Source organism: Virgibacillus aidingensis, assembly GCF_010994035.1.
Classification (GTDB): Bacteria; Bacillota; Bacilli; order Bacillales; family Amphibacillaceae; genus Virgibacillus_N.
On sequence record NZ_WIXN01000032.1, the window covers coordinates 1 to 20,941 of the forward strand.

Sequence of the window (20,941 nt, forward strand, 5' to 3'; positions counted from 1 at the left end):
AATAAAAAACTGAACTGCGAAGTGAAAGCCGTACGCTCTTCCACTTACACAGTTCAGTTTACACTCCCGGCACAGCACTTACCTTTCGTCCCATTTCCCCTCGATATTTCATTACCCTGATACGTCTTTCTTCTTCCTCTTTTGTTTCCTGAATTTCTGAATTTGTTCCGAACTTTGGTTAGCAAGTATAAGTATTCTCTTTTTCTCTTATTCCATAATTGGTTTTGCAAATTCCATAATTTTTCCAATATCTGAACTAGAGAATATTCATTTATTTGCGCTTCACCAAGAATTTGCATATACGTATCTTTTTCTTCTTTTTTATAATAAGCGAGGCTGAATTATTTTCCAGCAGCGAATAAATCATTACCACTCTTCCCGTTCTTCCATTCCCATCTGAACAGGGATCATCGGGCGAAGCCTCCACTGTTACTAGTAAAATATACTTCCAAAATATTTGGGGAGCACTGTTTGGGTCAAAGTGGATAGCCATACAGTGCTCACTTCAGCTGTTTTTTTACTGCCTGTACTCTATAACTGGCCAATCCTCTTTGTTCTCGGCCATATCCCAAAACATATACTCAAACAAACTGGTTTTTACCACGATCTCTTCCAGGGCTGCTAATTCTCTTTCCGGCTTTCCTTCCGCTATTTTATTCATCAGGCTTTTACAGTCTTCAGCCAGCTCGGTAAATTCTTCGGATGCATACATTCTTACCCATCGGCCATAAAATTCATGTTCCAGTGCACCCGGCCATGCTGCCAGTTTTTTGCCAATGAAATTATAGCTCCAGGCACATGCAAGCACGGACGCCACCACATTTTCTACTCCTCCGCGCTGAGAAACATTCAGCATATAGCTTGTATAAGCTGTTGTCGTTGCTGCAGCATCCGTTTTCTCCAGCTCCTCACTCGAAATGCCGAATTGAGATGCATACTGGCGATGTAGATCCATTTCCATATCCAGCGTGCCATGCAGCAGCTTCGCAAATGTTGTCATTGTTTTTAAATCCTCCGCTTTGGCGCTTCCCAGGGCAAATAGCCTGGAATACTCTATTAAATACACGTAATCCTGCTTCATCCAATGCTTGAACTTTTCCTTTTCCAGCCAGCCTTCCCCAAGCCCTTTAACAAAGGGATGCGCTATGTATGAATTCCATATAGGTTCTACCTTTTTCCATAGTTGATCTGTAAATAAAGTGTTCATTCGATTTTTCCCCTTTCTATTTTAATAGATTTTCCCTTATTAAATGTCGTATTAGAATGGTCTCACCTCTTTTACCAAAGGGGAAGTAAACATCAAAAAACCCATCACTAGCTATAGGGATGGGTTAAGCAATAGTTTCGTATAAACTTAAAAAATTGCCAGTTCCACTTCCCTACGCTAGTTTTAACTAGATCAGGTTCAAAGGGTCGATTACCTCTCTCAGCATTTACATGCTCCCCCAGCAGATTAATCAAATATTCAATTTGCAATACAAGTATAGGCCTATGGAATGTAAAATAGCAAGCAAGTTCAAAGATCCAGTTCGCGCTTCCGGTTCTATACGTACTTAACACACATGGGGGCAGGCCCGCTTTATCGCTGACAAACATACTTTCTTCCAAATTAGTCTGAAGTCACATTGTCAAAAACTTACTCAGCTGTATTATAGTCCAGTATTTTTTGTTATCATGATAAAATGACTTTTTGGGAGTGGCGGTATTATTGCGAAGAGACTCTATTTCCCTGAAAAAAGTTGCACATTTATTTTTCGACGTAAAACTAAATAAAATATCATTCATATATTTAAATTAGGTCTTCGAATTCTAAATAAAGGGCCCTGGGAACTATTTCGCCCAAGGCCTTTATGTTCTTACCTGTTCTAACGGTAATTATCTGCTCTTTCTAGTGAATTCACTCATACTATATGTTATTCAATTTTTTCACACCTTCTGATTCCCCTTCAGGGCCCAATCCATTCTACTCAATAGTATATTGCGGGTTAACTCCCCGGTCATATTAAAAACCTGCAAATTGAACTTAGGCTCTTTCTGATCGGAGTAATTCTTCCATTGTTCTGCAACATATGCTAAATCTGCCGCCTTAATCAAAGCCACATCCGTATCCTCCTCTGAAAACGCCTTCAACTTTTGAGACTGCGCAATAGCCTCTTTTGTATAATCTTGAACTACAACCAAAAAAAGTGTAACTCTCATTTTTTCTGAACGAATATACCTTAAAAATTGTTTAAAGTCTTTCTCAGGAAAGGTGTAGGGTTCTTCTGTACTCTTGTTATCCCATAATATAACCTCAGAAGGGCTAAACTGAACTTTTCCATCAGCGTGTCTTGTACCTTCCATTTCCATTATATCTACACCTAATTTTAATTCAAATATATATCGTGTAGCTTCTTCAAAATAATTATCAACCTGTATATCCTTTTCAATAATTTTATTTATACGAAGGGATTTATAATCTCTTGCTGCTAATGACTCATAAAAATCATACAACCTTGCTCTTTCATCTGTAGGGTCAGAGGACATAGGAGTTGAGAGCGTTTCATAATAATCAATAATATTTTGGATTTTTTCTTTTTTGGTTCCACTAATTTTTGTGCCTTCAAGATTTCTTAAAATGTCGGTTAGTTCTTTTGAACTAAATACTTTCAAGGCTGTCGAAGGCAAGATATTATACGCAATTATCCTCTTCACCAACTCTTCCTTTACCCCACTTATATTAAAGTCCAAGTGATTTAGGATTTCCTTTAACTGCGTAACAGTTAAGTCGGCCAATAGTGTTGCATAAACTTCATTTCTTAGTTCTCCACCCATTTCATAACGTAATATTCGAGCGATATCTTTTGGGATAATATAATATGACGTGTCTTCTCTAAAACGAAGGATAAGTCCTCTGGTTTGCAGGTTTATCAATGAGCGGCCAATCTGCTGGTGAGTATGAAGTACATTGCCCTTTTGTGGAAATCTGCCTATACGGCTTTCAAGTAAATAATGTTCTCTCTTTGTAAGGTCTAATTCATTCCGTAAAACGTTTAAAATATTAATTTCATGGGCATTTAAAGATTCGTCCTTTTTCCAAGCCTCGTCCAATACCGAACTGTAGATTCTTTGTGCATCATTTTCTATAAATCGGTTAATATAATCATCATCCAATCCCTGTTTCACGATCTCTCTTTCCATTCCTTCTACTTCTTTATATAGATCAGATTCGCTTAAAAGATAACCTTCCTTTTCCATTAACGCCATTAAAATCATCTCATTTAGGAGTGTTACATCTCGTTGTTCATTGCTAAAATCCAAATAACGTTTAACACGTTCTTTATTTTGAAACTCATCAATGTTTTTTAATATAACCTCCCTCATTTCTTCTTCAGTATCCATGTGTACATCTTTTAAAAAACTATCTACTATTCTCCCGAGGTAAAGCTTGGACATCTTTGGCAAAATATCTTGTAAATACATCTTACTTCCCCCTTTTTACAATTTTATACTGAAAACAACCAAATCCAATATCTTTCCCTATATCATAACAAATTTAACTGCAAAGTGTCCCTCTATACACATAATTTTTTAAAACTTTTGAACGTTGTGCAGATAAAACTTATCTACAATTATAACTAATTAATCATTTCCCTTTAACCAAACCCAAAAATAAGTTACAGTAGTAACAAACGAATACTACATTCCACTAGGGGTGCCCACACGGCTGAGATAAGATTCCAATCTTAATCCCTTTGAACCTGATCCGGTTAAAGCTGGCGTAGGAAAGTGGAGATGGCTTGCATACGGTATTTCTGTATAAAAACCACTCCATTTTCGGGGTGGTTTTTTATTTATCTAAAAAAGTTCCGCCTCGAAGGTTAATAGTTTTACCCAATAATTAAAAAAAGGAGAGTCTACCATGGATTACATTACCAAAATCAGAGAGAACAACCCGCTCATCTACAACATTACCAATGAGGTGGCAACAAACATGGCCGCCAACGGTCTGATTGCCATTGGTGCATCACCGGCTATGTCCAATACACCGAAAGAAGCAGTGGAAAATGCGCAAAATGCTGCTGCGGTTATTTTGAATTTGGGAACATTGACCGAGGAGCGTGCTGAAGCAATGCTGATTGCTGGAAAAGCAGCTAATGAAGAAGATATCCCAGTCGTTCTCGATCCAATCGCGGTTGGTGGTACAGAATTTCGCACGGAGGTTATTTATGAATTACTGGAAAAAGTAAAGTTTTCAGCAATCCGGGCTAATGCCGGGGAAATTGCTGTATTGGGAAATGCTTTGGAAGAAATGAAAAGCCCTGATTCCACCATAGAGGAAATTGATCCGGAGATTGCAAAATCTGTCGCAAAAAAATATGAAACAGTCGTGATTGCAACAGGGAAAACAGACGTTATTACGGATGGGATCCGTACCACACTTTGCAGAAATGGACATGCCATGCTGCAGAATATTACAGCCAGCGGATGTTTGCTCACATCTCTCGTCGGTCCTTACGTCAGTGTTGGGGAGGATCCGTATGAAGCAAGCATAGAGGTAACGGCTGCATATGGCGTTGCTGCAGAACTCGCGATGGAAAAGGTGGAAGGTCCCGGCTCATTTATACCGGCACTGCTGGATCAGCTTTATTTTCTGGATCAACATGCGGTCAATGCCCGCAAACGTGTAGAACAATTATAGAGTCTATCGCTATTATATTTTAAGGAGTTTGAAAATGGATAGATGTAATGAAAAAACTGCCCTGATTCTGGTAGACTTGCAGAATGATTTTTGTCACCCGGATGGCACCGCAGCAAAGCGCGGAAAAAATGTCTCAGCTTTTAAGAGTAAACTGGAAAACATAAAGCACCTGCTTGAAACCGCCAGGGAAACTAATATTTCAGTCATTCATGTTATTTCCGAGCATAGCGTCTGGACAGAATCTCCTTCAGGAAAAGAAAGATTTGGGCGAAGGAACCAGAGCATTCACCTTTCCTATTGTGAACCAGGCAGCTGGGGTGCCGAATTTTACCATTATTTCACACCAAAGCCCGATGAGAAAGTCGTTTCCAAACACCGATACAGCGCTTTTTTGCACACTGAATTAGAATTGATCCTGCAAAGAGTTGGTATCGAGCATATCGTCATTACAGGCGGCTACACCAATGTCTGTATAGATACTACGGCCAGGGATGCATACATGAGAAATTTATTTGTTTCTGTTCCGTATGATTGTGTTATTTCCGATAGCAAAAAGCTTCATAATGCTGCACTTGAATTGCTAAATGGAACTTTTGCGGATGTGATTCATTCAAGTGATGTAAAAAGACAGTGGAAGAGTGGAAAGGAGAATACCAAATGAAAGAAATCATCTTTATCGAAACAGGTACAGGCGTGGATCTGCACGGACAGGATGTAAATGAAGCTGCAAAGCGGGCTGTGATGGATGCCATCCATTATAATTCCATGCCGGGAATTAGAAAAGTGCTTCCTGATCAGGATATCAACAATATGAAAGTGAATGTGAAGCTCGGTATTCCGAAAGACTTGGAGAACCTGGATGAAGATAAAATCAAGAAATTATTACCTTATGGCACAGTGACCGTGGAAACAATGACCGGCGGAATGGCAACTACCAGCGGTATCTTCCTGGAGGATCAGAAGGATAAAAATGATCTTATGTATATTGTGAATGCCGTAGTTGAAGTTGGATATTAAGGAAATTGGGACAGTTCACCTGTCCCTCCGTCCCTTTTTTCCATGTACAAAGTAGTAAATGAAGACGCTGCTGAATACAATAATTGCCATGGTTACATAAAGACCACGGAATCCTGTAATAGGCAGTATATATCCTAATATTAAGGGCCCTACCCCCACCCCAAAATCAAAGAATACAAAATAGGTTGCTGTGACCAACCCCACCCTGTGCCGTGGTGCCTGATTAATAGCAATCGTTTGGGCACTGGATTGGAGAGTGCCGAATCCAACGCCAATGACTGCTCCTGCAATAAGCAAGGTAATTCCAAGAGTAGATTGGCTCAGAATCCATAAACCTATCCCAAATAACAGAATAGATGGGTAGATGACTGCGTTTTCCCCCTTTACATCAAACATTCTTCCTGTGATTGGCCGGGAAAGCAGCAGAAATACAGCGTACATAACAAAAAAGAAGCTTGCCGCATCCACCAGGTTAATCTCAATGGCGTAGGTGGACAAATAAGTTAAAATACTGGAATAAACAAGTCCCATCAATGCCATCAAAATGCCGATCGGGACGGTTGTTTTTTCAAAATAATCGCTAATCCGGAAACCTTTTTCTGCAGTTGCATTCTTTTTAGCTAATTCCTCCACACGCAGCAGCAAGGCTGTTACAAGGGCGATAACCGCAAAGATGCTTGTTACCGCAAAGATTGTGGTTCCTTGAAAATACTGGTTAATCATTAAACCTAAAAAAGGGCCAATTGCCATGGCCAGATTCATACTTGTGGAGAAATAGCCCATCCCTTCCCCGCGTCTGGAATTTGGAATAATTTCTGCCGCAATAGTACCTGTTGCCGTCGTACTGATTCCAAATGCAAATCCATGTATAAAACGAATCAGAAATAAAAGGCTTAAGTTTTGAATTGGAAAATATAAAAGCGTCATTCCGAGGAAAAACGCCAGACCGATCACCAATAATTTTTTCTTGCCTACTGCGTTAATGATTTTTCCCGCAATTGGTCTTACCAGCACCGCTCCAAGCACAAAAATACTTGCAGCAAATCCCGCTTCACTTTCAGAAGCATGAAAGTGTTCAACCGAGTATACGGCCATAATCACCATCAACATATAAAATGAAATAAATAATAAAAAGTTTGATACAGAAACCAGGATAAAATCCTTGGTCCATAATGCAGGTTTTCGACCCAACTATTTTCCTCCCTCTATATAATTAAAATATCGATAGAATGATCTTGATTCCTCTTTAGTCTAATTTACTTTTTAAAAGCTGAACGGTTTGAAGTGTTTTTTTCAGGTCAGCTTCCGGTATCCCTTCCACCAGCTCATTTTCAAAGTTGCTTACTATGTTCAATGCTTGCTCACTTATTTGCTGGCCTTTTACAGTCAGACGAATTCGGCGCTCCCGCTTGTCCTGACTCGGAAATTTTTCAACCAGCTTTCTCTCTTCCAGCCGATTTACAGTGCGGGTAATGGTCGGCTTTTCCACATTAAGATAATTGCTGATTTCCACAAGTGTGGAGGTTTTGAATTGCATTAAATAATAAATAATGAGCCATTGAGAATAATATAATTCAACCGCAGCTAAACGTTCATTTAACCGCTTTGTAAAAGACCTTGTAAACTGTTGATTTTGATGAAAAAAAGAATGCAGCAAATGTATCTCTCCCGAAAAATAGTTACCTAGATAACTATATACTATTTTGATAATAATGTCCAATCTTCTGCCGGATTAACCGCATTTATTCCATCTGCAAGGTGGGACTGGCATTTCCTGAACCCCCCCGAAATTTGCAGGTGGGTCATAGGGACAACTGTTGAACTGCCGCTAGTTATAGGTGGAGATTATACATTTTTACATTTTGAACTTTTTCAGTTCAACTTCTTCCACTTTACTCTTATAAAAATAACCAAACTCAAGTACATGCACGACATAGATTATCAAACAATGTACTTGATAAGCCTTCCCGTGACATGCTAGGCAGTAAATACCTACTGTTTCGGGCTTGAGAGGCAATCTCAAGGACAGGATTGACGAAAAATCCACACTGAGTGGACTTGATTAACTGTCTCATGGACAGTATCGACGGAATATCCTCACTGAGTGGTCTTGATAAACTGTCTCATGGACAAAATCGACGGAATATCCTCACTGAGTGAACTTGATAAGTCATCTCATGGACAAATCGACGGAATATCCACAATGAGTGGACTTGATTAGCTGTCTCATGGACAAAATCGACGGAATATCCTCACTGAGTGGACTTGATTAGGCCATGACGGGTAAATTAAATGACAAAAAATTTCACCGGCGATCTAAATAATACTTTTTCGTCAAGTCAAAATGATGCTGTTCATGTATGGCAAGCAGATGTATACTTTGAATCAAATTAGGATTATGAGCAATGGGGTCAGGATAATAAATTTGTCCCGCAATATTTTCGTCTATATATTTACACAATGAATAAAATTTCTCTGTCTCATACTCCAGAAACCATTGTACTTCAGTTATGTTCCATTTTTTCTCTATACCGGAAGGCGGGTTGATTACCGATGGCGCCTTCATTGCTCTATTTTTCTTCTGATAATACTCTGCATAAATATTATAGGTTTCCGATGGATATGGCTTATTTTTTCTTGCATAAGCGACAGGCAGCATGGCAGGAATATAAAAATTCGATATCCTCCTAAAAAGTCTGGTCATTAACACTAGATGATACAGCGTTTCTCCGATGGACCATTTCCCAGAGATAGGTCTTGTCCAGCCTGCAGCGAAATTCAAATTGGTATCATGATAAAACGTTTCCCGCTGGATTTTCAGCTGATTGAAATACATATCCATCTTCTCACTTTTCAAGATAAACATCTCCCCATCAATGATTGTTATTACATTCATTTTACCTTAAAACTGCCAAGTACTGCTGTGGATTCTTCTTCAAGCTAAAGATGAAAACATTTGAGAGTTTTAACTCAATGGAAAATACCAATTCGTTCAAGCACTTATTCTCATAGTAGCGTATTCTTTTGTTAAAAAGTACTGTTTTGTGTAAAATTTGTTATGAAAGACTAACACTAAACTATTTTTAAGGAGAAGAGAAAAATGGGCAAATTACAGAATAAAGTAGTCATTATCACTGGCGGCGCTGGTGGAATTGGCAGTGGTATGGCTAAAGCAATGGTAAAAGAAGGAGCCATTGTTGCGATTGTCGACGTAAATGAAGAAACAGGGAAATCAATGGAGAAGGAATTGCAAGCTATTTCTCCAGAATCTATGTTCCTTCAAGCTGATTTAATGGACCGGGAAAACCTGGGACAAATTATTACAACGGTGACTGAAAAATACGGAAAACTGGATGTATTGGTAAATAACGCGCATGCTTCAAAACAGGTTACTATTGAGGAAACGACACAGGAAGATTTAGACTTATCATTTGGCACCGGGTTTTATCCAACCTTCTACTTAATGCAAGCTGCACTTCCCTATTTGAAAGAATCAAAAGGAAATGTTATTAATTTTGCATCAGGTGCTGGTTTGAATGGTCATGAAACACAAGCTGCATATGCTGCAGCAAAAGAAGCCATCCGCGGTGTTTCACGTGTAGCTGCAAATGAGTGGGGGAGATTCGGTATTAATGTTAATTTAATCAGCCCTATTGCAAATTCACCTGGTGTAGAGGCATGGTCAAAAGCACAGCCCGACTATTATGAAGCGGTGAAAAACAAAATTCCGATGGGGCGTTTTGGTGATGTAGAAAAAGATATTGGGAGTGTAGCAGTTTTCCTTGCTTCGGAGGACTCAAAATATATTACCGGCCAGACCATAATGGTGGATGGAGGATCCATTATGCTCAGATAATTTTATGTTTGCTGATTGGACAGAAGACAGACCTCTTCGGCGGGGCGATGGACTATTCCCCCGCAGTCCCAGCTTTTTCCGGAGGGGCGAGGAACCACTTTACATAGAACCGACTTTTTCCAGCGGGCGATGAGCTACTGTACTGCAGCCCCAATTCAGCTGCCCCGGAATAAAAAAATGGGACGAGAAACCTGTCCCTCAGTCCCATTTCTTTATTTTTTGTACTACTTTTTTATTAAACTTGGTAATAAGTGTTTCTTTCCCTTTTGTTGTTTTTTGCTTATGCCATTCATTATAACTGGCGAGGGTGATTAATATAGAGCCGGCTATAAGCAGGTATGCCCACCATGGCATAGCTCCCCAGAATGGTCTCGTCTGCAGGAAGAGGTTTAAAAGCAGTACGCCCGCTCCCACAAAAAAGAATGATTTTTGTTTCGAGTACATACCGCCAACCATGGATCCAAGCGACAGGGTTCCTACGATGATGGCATCATACACTGTGTTGCTTGCCAATCCATCCTGGACAAGGAGCAGCGCCGCTATAACCAGCACAGCCCATTGCATATAATTCATATTCCTTTGATGTTTTTTCCCGGCAACCCTTTTAATAAATATTGCCAGTGCAATCCAAGGCAGTACATAAAATTCGCGTACCAGCAGCTCCGGAAGCTCAATAAATCCAAGCAGGGAATAATACGGTTCAAGCAAATAAGCGATCGCAATAGCTGTGACCCATTTTCCTTTTATAAAAGAAAGGCGGTCTTTCTGCAAAAATATGGCGAATGCTGCGAGAATTCCCGGTAGTATTTGTTCCCAAAGAATCCATTCCGAATGAATGTACATCAATCCAATCCCCGCAAATCCGGTAATTGTGTACCAGTCAAGCCGGGGCAGACTGTTTTTATTCTCCTTATACACATCAGTATACATGAACCTGCCTGCACTGATAAAAATAACAGCAAAGATTAGAAATAGCAGGTAATCGGCTTCCGGATAATAATCGGTTATTTTCAAAAATGCTGTAAAGACCAGGAACAACGGCAAAATATTTAATATATCCCATTTTTTCACATGCAGCAGCCCGATAATCAGCCCCGCGTATAAAATAGCGACAATCAGCGCGGTTAATTCAAATGGAGTAGAAAATGTGAATTGATAGGCTCCGATAAATGAAAATGGAAGTATATAATATATCATTCTATTTTTCCATACCTGGCTGCTGAAAAACCATCCTGCAGTTAAAATAATACTTGTCGCAAGCCACGCATAATGATAGTGATCTTCTAAATTCAGGTTCATCATCAGATAGAGTATCAGAATCCATACTGACGTAAAACCTGCATATAAAAATACTTTTATTTTCCATTCTTTCTCAGCAAACAGCACACTCAACCCATAAACTATGACTGCCAACGCCGCTGACCATACAGCTATTTCTCCATAGAATAGAGAAATGATCAGAGCAAATGGATAATAAATATGACCTGCCCACCAAAAAGCATTGGTTAATTTCCTATCATATTTCCTTAAAATCAGCCCGGCAGCAAATAACAGAAAAGCTCCAAATGGTAACTGAAGCGAAGAAACCAAACTTGATGTCATCATCAATTCTTCCACGTGAAGTGCAAAAAGTGCTGTAAGATAAAATAATAAAGAGATACTGCTGACAACGTAGGAAAGTCCTGGAGATTTTATTTTTCTGTACAAAAGATAAGCCATGATGATACCGCCAAACACGATAACTGCCCGTAAAATCGGATCGAAATCAAAGTAGGAAATATGCATCGTTAACAGCATACCTGTATAATAAAATCCCTGTGATGCATAAAACGTATGATTTTTATATTTTTCCTTTTTTGCATAATGCCAGACCCCTGTCGCAATCAGCAGGGCGATGCTTGCATATACAAGTGGCAACGGCTCAAAAGGTCCAAAGTCTCCTAATGGTGCACTTTGGTAGGCTGCATATATAAAAACAATGGCCATCCCAAGAGAAAGAGGCTGCAGCCAAGTAACAAAATCACCCTTTTTCACAAAGTCTCTCGTCTCAAACCGTTTCATAACAAAAGAAAATAGGCTGATAAATAAAAGCATGATCCCTGCCTGCTCAAAATCAAGCAATCCCAGGCGAAGAAACAGGCAAAGTCCCATTACTGCCATCGCAATATCCCGGGAACTGGTTTTAATAATTTTCAAGATAGCGGCGGTTGGAATACCACCAAATACGATATAAAAAGCAAAGCCGGCAAAAAACATCGGTAAGGTCAAAGATTCATAAGGTAAAAATGTTTCTCCAATCCTGATTGTTTCAAATAAAGCTGTCATTAAAAAGATGGAACTTAAATAAGAAAAGAATACATTTTTTTCTTTTGACAGATTGGCCAAATAAATAAAATTCCCCGCAATCAGCAAATAGGCAATAACCAGGATGATGGATGGGTCTTCCATTCGAACAACCATCCCCTGCAAGGTTATGTAAATAAAGGCAAGACCAGATATGACAGCACTCGTATAGCGAAACACCCTGGCCAGACCATGTTTGTCTTCAATGAATTTTGGCAATGCAAGAAAAACAAACCCGAGTAATGCGTATGCCACAGGGCCAATATTATGCAGGGCAGAAAATTCAATAACCTGAAATGCACCGTAAACCAGCATAGCACTGAAAACAAAATGGTATTCTCTATGATTTGTTGCATAAATCATCGCAAAATATATAACGGCAGTAAGAATCAAATTAAACCCATGAAACACATCGCTGTTATAGAAGACAAGCATCAGCATGGTGGATAAAATCAGATTTCCCTGCATATACAGCACAAATTCATTAGTAAACAGCTTCCATTTGTTACTTTTGCGGAGAAAATAATAACCAGCAATGAGCAAACTGTTAAACAGCATAATCCCCAAATAAAAACCGTCCACAGGCAAATTAAACCATGCAATCAAAAATCCGGCTAACAGGGATAAGGTCACATTGGAAAACCAGACAAACAGCCTCGCCTGCAATTTGGCCGCCAAAAACAGATAAACCGGAAGCAGAATCAGGCAGCCTATAGCGCCGTATAAGAACCGCCCTTCCCCTGAAATCGATAAGTAAGGGCCAAGCTGTTCATAAAAACCGATAGATATATATACGATAGGCAAGAACAGACTTCCTAAAACATGAAAAGCAAATGCTGTTTTTGAGATATGTAGAATACGATTCGTGAAAACAGCCAAGCCAAAAAATAAAATGGCTACAAGGGCAATCATCCCTGTTTTCATCCAGTGTGATAACATATCCCATGTACTTGTGGCCAGTACAGTACCGCCAATTAAAAGTAAAATCACACCAATTGCCAAAGACCAGGTTATATTCCGTTCACGGATTTCCTGGGCAGAGAGCCGCTTGGCCTTCTTAGACGGGGAAGCATTCTGTTTATCGGCAGATCTCTCTTTTTCATGCTCTGCTTCTTTAGTATATTGTATTTGCCAATCAGATAGTTGTTTTTGTTTTGGTTCTTTGTCCTCCTTTTGTTCCTCGTTTACTGATTCAGTTGTTTGATGGGAGTGTTCATAATAACGCTGATAGCCATGAAGCATTTTGTTATATGTATCATATGAAATATAGCTTTCATTTTTCAGCTTCTCCAGCTCTTCCTCCATCAGTTCCTTTTTTTCCTCGTCGGTCATCCGCTCCTTCAATTAAAACACCTCCTGGCAACGGGGACAGATCATTTGGGTAGCGCAGGCATTGTGCTGTCCCTGAATTTTACTGCAGGGCAGACATTCAGCGCAGCCCCAAATCTTTTCCAGTGGGACGAGCATTCAGCGCAGTCCCAAATCTTTTCGATGGGACGAGCATTCAGCACAGTCCCAAATCTTTTCGATGGGACGAGCATTTAGCGCAGTCCCAGATCTTTTCGGTGGGACGAGCATTCAGCGCAGTCCCAGGTGTAATGTCCCGGATATGGGCTGGGTAAATAACCAGCCTTTCTGCATATTAAGTATACATTTTAAAATCCCCAATTATTATCACAGACTCTGGGCTTTTTGTATGTAGTTCTTTAGGCCTGCTTCTGGTGACTGAACGAATTTTCTCAGATAGACAGGAATGAGATGCCAAAAATAGTTATATAAGGGGCAGTTAAGAAATATCATGCCAGTTCGTTAGTCCCGCTTTATTCACCCAAAACGCCATCAACAAACGTTCCCACCCTTTCACTGAATTCCCCTGTAATATTCTCCATCGCTTTCGTATGTCCTGCCTGTGGTACAATCCATAACTCCTTTTCCCCTCCAGCAGCATCATAAATTTCATATGCCATGTCAGCAGGGACTAAATCATCATCCTCGCCATGAATAATAAGCAGCGGCAATGTGTTGTTTTTTACCTGTTTTACTGATGAAGCTTCTCCAAGCATATAACCTGCCCGAATTTTTGTAATCAAGCTGGTAACGTCAAGCAGTGGAAATGCAGGCAATCCATATAAATGTTCCAGTTGATGGGCCAGTTCATCTTTCACCGTGCTGTATCCGCTATCTGCGATGATTCCCTTTACTTCTTCAGGCAGCTCTTCCCCGCTTGTCATTAATACAGTAGCAGCTCCCATGGAGTTTCCGTGCAAAATAATGTCCTCCATATTATATTTATCAATCAGCAAATCAATCCAGCCCAAATAATCCAACCGGTCATGCCATCCATACCCTATGTAGTCTCCTTCACTTTCGCCGTGGCCACGTGCATCCGGAAGCAGAATATCAAACCCTTTATTATAGTATAATCCGGCCAGCTTCCCCATATCATCGCCATTGCTCCGGAAACCGTGAGCAAGTATTACAGCCTTTTGATTATTGGACTCATTGTTAATAAATTGCGCAGCCAGACTCAGGCCATCATGGGAAGTTATTTTGATTTGTTCGGTTTCCCGGCTCTCAAACCACCTGTTCACTTCCTCAAAAAGCGCCTGGTCCTCAGCTGATGCTACAGAGTTGATATTGGCAGATTCCTGGTGTAATTCCACTTCGGTACCTCTTTTAATCCCCTCACCGTAAAAATAATTACCTGCAAAAAATAATCCGATAAATACGAGAGCCATAACTCCGGCCAACGAAATAAATAACTTCCTTTTCATTTTATCCTCCTGTTGCGTTCCAATTTTCCCATTATTCATTAATTTATTATACCAAATGATATGATTTGGAAAAACTTTTTCATTCTTTTAGAACGGGCATTTCAGATTGAAGGAAAATCGGTATGTATTGGATTTCAAAATTCAATATTCAATCAGCATTCCGGCATATGATAATATAATACTGACGCTTGTTTTTCTGCAGAGAAAATCAGACATAAGGAAGGTGATGAGCATGATCAGCTGGTGGAGTGAGAGCGCCCCTTTCATTCAAATATTTGGCGGGCACCATTTCATTTATATTTCAATTATAGTATTCTTGCTTATCTTACTTTTGCGGAAAAAAGAAAAAGTAAAGAAACATAGAAAAAGAATCGCAGCAGTAGTCCTGACAATCTTCATTCTGCAACAGATTCTGCTATATGGCTGGTATATTTTTGAAACAGGATTTGATATTTCGGAATCCCTGCCTTTACATATATCACGTATTACTTCATTATTTGGCATCTATTTTCTTATTACGAAAAATTTGCGCGTGCTTGATATTATTTTCTTTTTTGGTCTCTTTGCCTATGCGTCTTTTCTTTATCCGCAGCGGGTATATCCCATTTACCATGTAATAGGACTCTCGTTTTTAATTAATCATGCAATTACACTGCTGCTTCCGTATTTTGCCTACATTGCTTATGACTGGCGGCCAAAATTTAGTGGACTTAAAAAAGCTTACGCAGCTTTTCTTGTCTATTTTACTTTTGTCTATTTCCTGAATCCGATGATTGATGGAAATTACTTTTACTTAAAGCACCGTCCATTTTTACAGCACTGGCCGGATTATTTATATGTCCCCGGTACACTGATAGTTGTGTTCTCCGGGTTTTTACTGGCTTACTTTGTTGCGAGGCTTATCAGTAAATGGACGGAAAAACAGCGGTTATCTTGAAACAAATGGATTGCCCGAAACCCAAAATCGATACGGATAATCCTTCGCTTCACCGGTATTATCAATGCCGATTCTTTTTCCCTGCTCGATCCGCCCCGGCTCTTTTCCTCTTGCTATATATACTGGCGGCTGAAGGAGGGAATGTCCATAATCATCCATATCAATTCCCAATGCTTTTGTCAGCTTCCCCGGCCCGCTTGTCAGATTTTGGAATTTATTTACCGGTCTTCTTTGCAGCATAAGATCGATACCGGTGTAAGGCTCCAAAGCTCTGATCAATACTGCTTCCGGCTCTCCTTCTTTACTGCTGACAACATTAATAAGCCTGTGGGTGTGCATTTGATAGATATAAGCAAATCCTGCTTTTTGATACATAATTTCAGTCCGCTTTGTTCTTCGGTAGCCGAAGCTGTGTGCTGCACGATCTATAGCCCCCAAATAAGCTTCCGTTTCCACAATTATTCCTGATGCAGTCCCCTCCTTCGTCTCTTTTACTAAGATACAGCCAAGCAGCTTTTTCGCCAGTTCAATCGTATTTATCTGATAAAAAGATTCTTTTAATGGCGCAAATTTCATTTCAATCACCTCCGAAGTCTGTTCCCTCAATATGGAACATTCACCCTATGTTTCCTGCCGATGATATATTTCGGCAAGCGTAAATATAGAAAGTAATTCATACAGCACAATCAAGTCAGGCGGGAAGCCTGTTGGATATTCCGTTTCTTTCCCTGCACTGACATTACCCTCCCAAAACAACCGGCGCAGCTGTAATTCCTGCTCACGGTGTGCTTCTTCGCTATACCCTGCATTATTTCGAAGATGATGAATGAGCAGCGCGGCAGCACGCTGGATTATTTTTTGTTTCTCTGTCGATAACAAAAATGTCTGGGCAGGCATATTCATTAAATTCATCAGATGGTATTGGATCATCCGCAGACTATGCAATTTTTGCTCGGCAAGCTGGAACTTATCCTTATCACTTCCTGCCAGGGGGTGATATTTGGATTCCTCCCTTTGGAACTGAATGAGTTTTTCTGTTTTCATGATTTTTTTATCAAGCTTGTCTATACCGGGTTGGTTTGCTGCAGGATCATCTTCATTCAGCAGACTTTGCAAAATTTTTTCCATCGTATTTCCGGTTTGCTTTGATACATCCCTGATATTTTGTATAATTTCCTTTGTGTAATCCGGCGGGAGTACAAACATGTTCACTGCAGTCGATACAAGCAGCCCGACCGTTGTAGTCCCGAGCCGAATGATAAAGGAAATGAAATAATTGCTGTGAATTACCTCAACCATGGCTACAGAAGTTAGTGTTGCCACAAGCAGTCCTGCATGCAGCTTCAGGCGAAAACAGGTTGCAATAGTTAGAACTGCAGCCAATGTATATGTAATCGGGGAATTTCCAAACAATGCAATAAAGATGACTGCATAAGCGGAACCTATGGCTGAAGCTGGAAAGCGGATGATGCCTTTTCTGATGGAATCGGAAACAGTCGGCTCCAATGTTACAATTGCTGTAATTACCGCAAACACCGGCGGCCAATTCAACAGTTCACAAATCCAGGCTGTAAGAAAAATGGCAATCCCTGTTTTAATTACCCTGCTGCCAACGATCTGAAAACGTCTCAAGTCGCCTTACCTCCATTAAAAAAATACTCCCTGTATACAGTTTAACACTTCAGCGCCAAATTTTTATATAATGGTATTAATAGCCTGTACAAGGAGGGGATCCCATGAAGGACAGCAAACAGACAACCACTTTATCGCAATTCATTTCTATCCTGCTGCTTCCCTTTAACGTAACAGTCATTATTCCGGCAATTGGCTTATATTTTACTTCTTTTTATCTTTTCACAGAAATCCATTTCCCCTTCAATATCCTCGTCTTTATTCTTGGAGGGTCAATATTTACTGGTGGACTGATAATTGTTATAGCTGCAATTCGCCAGTTTATTCAAAAGGGGAAAGGCACACTAGCCCCGTGGGACCCTCCGAAAAAGCTGGTGGTGAGCGGGATATACCGATATACCCGCAATCCGATGATCAGTGGAGTTGCTTTCATTTTACTCGGCGAAACGATCCTCTTTGGTTCATGGCTATTGCTTATTTGGTTTGTCCTTTTTTCCGCCGTTAACTACATTTATTTCATTGTGGGAGAAGAGCCTTTGCTGGAGAAAAAATTTGGAGCGGATTATCGGGAATATAAAAAGCATGTTCCCCGTTTAATGCCGAGAAAGACACCGTGGGAAGACTGAAAAAGGGATATAAGCATAAAACCTTCTTTAATTGATTTAGTTTGTCAGATATAAACACTAACCTTGTTACTTCATTATTTTACAAATCGATTTAATATCCTATACTTTATAATATATACTAAAAACATAAAGATTGAAAAAATAGGAGGAAACTTTCATGTCAGAGAATAAAAAGTTATCAGCCGAACAACAGCAAGCGTTGCTCTCCACATTAGAAAGCCGTTTTAAGGAAAATATGCACCGGCATGCAGAGCTTGAATGGACAAAGGTCCTGGAAAAGCTGGAAGCTGATAGTAAAAAAATATGGTCGCTCCATGAAATGGAAAGAACAGGCGGAGAACCTGATGTTGCAGGATATGATAAAGATAAGGACGAATATATTTTTGTTGATTGCTCCAAGGAAAGTCCCAAAGGCCGGCGAAGTGTTTGTTTTGACCGCGCAGGACTGGAGTCAAGGAAAAAACACAAACCGGAAAATAACGCTGTTGATATGGCAGCAGACATGGGCATAGAACTATTAACGGAAGAACAGTACCGAGCATTGCAAGAGCTTGAACATTTGGATACGAAAACATCAAGTTGGGTGCAAACTCCCGAAGACATTCGGGAACTTGGCGGTGCCCTTTTTTGTGATTTTCGATACGGGCATGTCTTTGTGTATCACAACGGGGCCTCTTCCTACTATAGTGCCAGGGGCTTCCGCGGCTCACTTCGGGTCTGATTGAACATCTATTACGGAGATGGGTACACTATAGATGTATGGGAATTATTTATTAAAGAGACTACAGGGACAGATGGCTGTCCCTGTAGTCCCCTATATAGCGTCCACTGCCTCTTTGACATCAGTATTTCCTTTTACTACCTGGAATTCCTTCCCAATTGATTTATCGTTTTCCAGGCTCGCAAAAATGACGCTTGCAATATCCTCCCTCGGCACTTCATCCCTATTCACTTCAGCTGCAGCGTTTACTTTTCCGGTTCCTTTGTCATTTGTAAGCAGCCCCGGATGAATAATGGTATAATCCAGATTAGTTGCTCTTAACCATTCGTCGGCATAATGTTTAGCAACCACATATGGTGCAAAGTTTTCATTTGCCTCCTGGATAGCTTTGCGGGTTGTATCAAAGGAACTAATCATGATAAACCGCTTCACACCTGCAGATTTTGCTGCTTCAATCGTTTTTACGGCCCCATCCAAATCGATCATAAGGGTTTTGTCTTTACCCGTATGACCACCGGATCCTGCAGTGAATACGACAGCATCCACGCCATCGGCAGCCTTGGCAATCGCAGGAATATCATCCTCCAGATCTACTACAGCAGTTTCCGCTCCTAAATCTTCAAAAAAAGAGGACTGCTCCTGTTTTCGGATCATCGCGCGCGCCTGCATCCCGTCGCTTTCCTGAATAAACCTGACAAGATGTTTTCCAATCTGACCATTTGCCCCCACAACTAGAACCTTCATCATATCCATCCTTCCTCTAATAAACTTTGCCAAACAAACTATGTCCCTTGAGTTTATCCTATTAAATCAATTGGGACAAGGGGACAGGTTCCTTGTCCCATTTTCCATCAAATGCCCTATTGAATATCCAGTATCGTTTTAGGTTCCTTTTCCCTGCTGGATATCAGCGGTTAAACCATTTTATCAGCATGGGCCAGTGACGATATATAAGCACTCCAGGGTAAGATTAGCAAGCTTTTTCCTCATTAGCCTGTAAACCAGTCAGCCTTCTCCATATTTACAAATGCGATCTTTGTATCTACTTCCCCTTCCACCCTTTTCTCCGGGAAGTCATCTCCTGTCAGCCATGCTGCAAAATCAAATTTTTCCGGCATGCGGTCGCCGCCCAACGCATACCAAGCTTCTAATTCTGAAGGGAAATAAGCAGAAGTGTGAATAGTCCCTGCCCAATCCCCATACAGTTTGGAAAACACCCCTTTTTCCGTATCATTTAAAAGCCGAAACGCTGCTTCTCCATTTAAATCATATGCTCCTGGCCCTTCCATGGCATTCAATCTTTTCTTTGAATCGTCCAATACATGACGATTTTCTTCTGTCATTATTTTAAAATGATTGGTGCAGGCCCTTCCCTGCCGCACTTCTACTCTTCTTGGAGAGGTTTCCACTATGGATCCCAGCTTACTGTTTTTATCAAACAATACATAGCTGAAAGAACCGCGGTGCGGAATCTCCTTCAGCAACTCAACCGCTTCCTCCACGTTATCACAAAGTTCCAGGATCAGCCGGCCGATCATATTGCAGACGAAACCATCGCCCGGACGCTTCCGGTGCATGAATGTATAGCCCATGGCCAGTCCTTTTTCATTCATTCCGTCTGATCTTCCGGTAACTTTCTGGCAAACCCCAATTACTGCATTTCCACCATCTGAAGGCTGATACAGCGAATATATGCCATCATAGGTTTTCGGGTGATAATCGTAATTGCGTACCAGGTAGTCCTCCCCGGTAAAAATGGAACAGCCGGAAGGATTAACTTTAACCCTGTAGCCGCCAAATTCCAGCAGGATCCTTTCCATTGGCCAGCCTAACGCATCCTGAAAACCGATTAATTCCTCCCAAATAAGCGGCGCTAACGTTTGGAAAACTTGTTTCGTTTCCTCCACATTTATATCAAACCGCGGTCTTCTTACTTTCCACTGATTTTCTCTGTTTTTTACCAGGTAGGAGTCCTTCTGCAGCTGCCCCTGCTTAAATCCAAAATCATAATGCGTGCCGCGAAATTGCATTATATCTGCAAATATTTTTTTCATGCCGTCCCTGCTTTCTATCTCTAATTATGAGTCTAATAAATGCATCCTGATTCTAATATACAAGATAGTGAAAGAAGAACGAAAATTAATCAACTTACGGACTAGAAAAAGACTCCTCGAAGACATGATGTAAGAAACCAGCTTGAATACTAGGTGTACTTTTCAAAGACAAAATGGATGTAATGTCACTCAATTACGGACTTGAGAGTCCTGCTCGAAGACATAATGAACGGAATTTCACCTGATTATGTCCTTGAGAGCCCTGCTCGAAGACATAATGAACGGTATTTCACCAGTTTA

At 40.4% G+C, this 20,941-nt stretch carries 18 protein-coding genes and 2 riboswitches; of the genes, 7 read left to right on the plus strand and 11 right to left on the minus strand.

Going from position 1 to position 20,941, the window contains the following annotated elements; genetic code table 11:
- Positions 1 to 517: 517 nt before the first annotated feature.
- Entirely contained in the window at positions 518 to 1,207 is a 690-nt protein-coding gene (gene tenA / locus GHD25_RS18710; RefSeq protein WP_164219732.1) for a thiaminase II, read from the minus strand.
- Between the two features lie 152 nt (positions 1,208 to 1,359).
- A riboswitch (TPP riboswitch) is annotated at positions 1,360 to 1,457 on the minus strand.
- A gap of 469 nt (positions 1,458 to 1,926) precedes the next feature.
- Positions 1,927 to 3,462, minus strand: a complete 1,536-nt coding sequence (locus tag GHD25_RS18715) for an SAP domain-containing protein (protein WP_164219734.1) — start codon at positions 3,460 to 3,462, stop codon at positions 1,927 to 1,929.
- Positions 3,463 to 3,680: 218 nt separating this feature from the next.
- A riboswitch (TPP riboswitch) is annotated at positions 3,681 to 3,784 on the plus strand.
- A gap of 117 nt (positions 3,785 to 3,901) precedes the next feature.
- On the opposite strand from GHD25_RS18715, the gene thiM reads away from it, so the two are divergent.
- Genes thiM through GHD25_RS18730 form a run of 3 tightly spaced genes read left to right on the plus strand, consistent with a single transcriptional unit; the run spans position 3,902 to position 5,698 of the window.
- Positions 3,902 to 4,681 carry a hydroxyethylthiazole kinase gene (gene thiM / locus GHD25_RS18720; RefSeq protein ID WP_164219736.1) on the plus strand — a complete coding sequence of 260 codons (780 nt, stop codon included), beginning with the start codon at positions 3,902 to 3,904 and terminating at the stop codon, positions 4,679 to 4,681.
- 34 nt (positions 4,682 to 4,715) lie between these two features.
- Entirely contained in the window at positions 4,716 to 5,342 is a 627-nt protein-coding gene (locus GHD25_RS18725) for a cysteine hydrolase family protein (RefSeq protein WP_164219738.1), read from the plus strand.
- Entirely contained in the window at positions 5,339 to 5,698 is a 360-nt protein-coding gene (locus GHD25_RS18730; protein ID WP_164219740.1) for a Lin0512 family protein, read from the plus strand. Before GHD25_RS18725 ends, GHD25_RS18730 begins: the two co-directional genes overlap by 4 nt.
- Before the next feature lie 15 nt (positions 5,699 to 5,713).
- Here GHD25_RS18730 and GHD25_RS18735 read toward each other — a convergent pair whose 3' ends face one another.
- The 3 genes from GHD25_RS18735 to GHD25_RS18745 form a co-directional block, all read right to left on the minus strand.
- Positions 5,714 to 6,889: an MFS transporter gene (locus tag GHD25_RS18735; protein WP_164219742.1), complete on the minus strand. Its 1,176-nt coding sequence runs from the start codon at positions 6,887 to 6,889 to the stop codon at positions 5,714 to 5,716.
- Positions 6,890 to 6,944: 55 nt separating this feature from the next.
- A complete protein-coding gene (locus GHD25_RS18740; protein ID WP_164219744.1) occupies positions 6,945 to 7,355 on the minus strand; it encodes a MarR family winged helix-turn-helix transcriptional regulator in 411 nt (136 codons plus the stop codon).
- 648 nt (positions 7,356 to 8,003) lie between these two features.
- Positions 8,004 to 8,594, minus strand: coding sequence for a DinB family protein (locus GHD25_RS18745; RefSeq protein ID WP_164219746.1), 591 nt, complete (start codon positions 8,592 to 8,594; stop codon positions 8,004 to 8,006).
- A 204-nt stretch (positions 8,595 to 8,798) separates the two neighbouring features.
- On the opposite strand from GHD25_RS18745, the gene GHD25_RS18750 reads away from it, so the two are divergent.
- Positions 8,799 to 9,554, plus strand: coding sequence for an SDR family NAD(P)-dependent oxidoreductase (locus GHD25_RS18750; RefSeq protein WP_164219748.1), 756 nt, complete (start codon positions 8,799 to 8,801; stop codon positions 9,552 to 9,554).
- 198 nt (positions 9,555 to 9,752) lie between these two features.
- Here the strand turns inward: GHD25_RS18750 and GHD25_RS18755 are convergent, their stop codons facing one another.
- Both GHD25_RS18755 and GHD25_RS18760 read right to left on the minus strand, forming a co-directional pair.
- On the minus strand, positions 9,753 to 13,241 hold the full coding sequence (locus GHD25_RS18755; protein ID WP_164219750.1) for a hypothetical protein: 3,489 nt from the start codon (positions 13,239 to 13,241) through the stop codon (positions 9,753 to 9,755).
- A 476-nt stretch (positions 13,242 to 13,717) separates the two neighbouring features.
- On the minus strand, positions 13,718 to 14,671 hold the full coding sequence (locus GHD25_RS18760; protein ID WP_164219752.1) for an alpha/beta hydrolase: 954 nt from the start codon (positions 14,669 to 14,671) through the stop codon (positions 13,718 to 13,720).
- Positions 14,672 to 14,777: 106 nt separating this feature from the next.
- Between GHD25_RS18760 and GHD25_RS18765 the strand changes: the two genes are divergently transcribed.
- Entirely contained in the window at positions 14,778 to 15,608 is an 831-nt protein-coding gene (locus tag GHD25_RS18765) for a YwaF family protein (RefSeq protein ID WP_164219754.1), read from the plus strand.
- Here the strand turns inward: GHD25_RS18765 and GHD25_RS18770 are convergent.
- Complete coding sequence (locus GHD25_RS18770) at positions 15,600 to 16,184, minus strand: DNA-3-methyladenine glycosylase (RefSeq protein ID WP_164219756.1); 585 nt, start codon at positions 16,182 to 16,184, stop codon at positions 15,600 to 15,602. The two genes, GHD25_RS18765 and GHD25_RS18770, sit on opposite strands and share 9 nt — an antisense overlap.
- Before the next feature lie 45 nt (positions 16,185 to 16,229).
- A complete protein-coding gene (locus GHD25_RS18775; protein ID WP_164219758.1) occupies positions 16,230 to 17,240 on the minus strand; it encodes an aromatic acid exporter family protein in 1,011 nt (336 codons plus the stop codon).
- Between the two features lie 104 nt (positions 17,241 to 17,344).
- Between GHD25_RS18775 and GHD25_RS18780 the strand changes: the two genes are divergently transcribed.
- Positions 17,345 to 17,866 (plus strand): methyltransferase family protein, encoded by a 522-nt coding sequence (locus GHD25_RS18780; protein WP_164219760.1) that lies wholly within the window; start codon positions 17,345 to 17,347, stop codon positions 17,864 to 17,866.
- Positions 17,867 to 18,023: 157 nt separating this feature from the next.
- Positions 18,024 to 18,587 (plus strand): DUF4256 domain-containing protein, encoded by a 564-nt coding sequence (locus tag GHD25_RS18785; protein ID WP_164219762.1) that lies wholly within the window; start codon positions 18,024 to 18,026, stop codon positions 18,585 to 18,587.
- Between the two features lie 93 nt (positions 18,588 to 18,680).
- Here the strand turns inward: GHD25_RS18785 and GHD25_RS18790 are convergent, their stop codons facing one another.
- The gene (locus GHD25_RS18790) at positions 18,681 to 19,334 is read right to left on the minus strand and encodes an SDR family oxidoreductase (RefSeq protein ID WP_240452431.1); all 654 of its coding nucleotides are present in this window, start codon (positions 19,332 to 19,334) and stop codon (positions 18,681 to 18,683) included.
- A gap of 242 nt (positions 19,335 to 19,576) precedes the next feature.
- Complete coding sequence (locus GHD25_RS18795) at positions 19,577 to 20,641, minus strand: C45 family autoproteolytic acyltransferase/hydolase (RefSeq protein ID WP_164219764.1); 1,065 nt, start codon at positions 20,639 to 20,641, stop codon at positions 19,577 to 19,579.
- Positions 20,642 to 20,941: the final 300 nt, after the last annotated feature.

What these genes read in the sequence shown, in the direction of transcription:
- GHD25_RS18715 (WP_164219734.1), bottom strand. Translation starts at nt 3,462, where the DNA reads ATGTATTTACAAGATATTTTGCCAAAGATGTCCAAGCTTTACCTCGGG.
- GHD25_RS18745 (WP_164219746.1), bottom strand. Translation starts at nt 8,594, where the DNA reads ATGAATGTAATAACAATCATTGATGGGGAGATGTTTATCTTGAAAAGT.
- GHD25_RS18795 (WP_164219764.1), bottom strand. Translation starts at nt 20,641, where the DNA reads ATGAAAAAAATATTTGCAGATATAATGCAATTTCGCGGCACGCATTAT.
- GHD25_RS18790 (WP_240452431.1), bottom strand. Translation starts at nt 19,334, where the DNA reads ATGATGAAGGTTCTAGTTGTGGGGGCAAATGGTCAGATTGGAAAACAT.
- GHD25_RS18785 (WP_164219762.1), top strand. Translation starts at nt 18,024, where the DNA reads ATGTCAGAGAATAAAAAGTTATCAGCCGAACAACAGCAAGCGTTGCTC.
- GHD25_RS18760 (WP_164219752.1), bottom strand. Translation starts at nt 14,671, where the DNA reads ATGAAAAGGAAGTTATTTATTTCGTTGGCCGGAGTTATGGCTCTCGTA.
- GHD25_RS18780 (WP_164219760.1), top strand. Translation starts at nt 17,345, where the DNA reads ATGAAGGACAGCAAACAGACAACCACTTTATCGCAATTCATTTCTATC.
- GHD25_RS18750 (WP_164219748.1), top strand. Translation starts at nt 8,799, where the DNA reads ATGGGCAAATTACAGAATAAAGTAGTCATTATCACTGGCGGCGCTGGT.
- thiM (WP_164219736.1), top strand. Translation starts at nt 3,902, where the DNA reads ATGGATTACATTACCAAAATCAGAGAGAACAACCCGCTCATCTACAAC.
- GHD25_RS18770 (WP_164219756.1), bottom strand. Translation starts at nt 16,184, where the DNA reads ATGAAATTTGCGCCATTAAAAGAATCTTTTTATCAGATAAATACGATT.
- tenA (WP_164219732.1), bottom strand. Translation starts at nt 1,207, where the DNA reads ATGAACACTTTATTTACAGATCAACTATGGAAAAAGGTAGAACCTATA.
- GHD25_RS18730 (WP_164219740.1), top strand. Translation starts at nt 5,339, where the DNA reads ATGAAAGAAATCATCTTTATCGAAACAGGTACAGGCGTGGATCTGCAC.
- GHD25_RS18725 (WP_164219738.1), top strand. Translation starts at nt 4,716, where the DNA reads ATGGATAGATGTAATGAAAAAACTGCCCTGATTCTGGTAGACTTGCAG.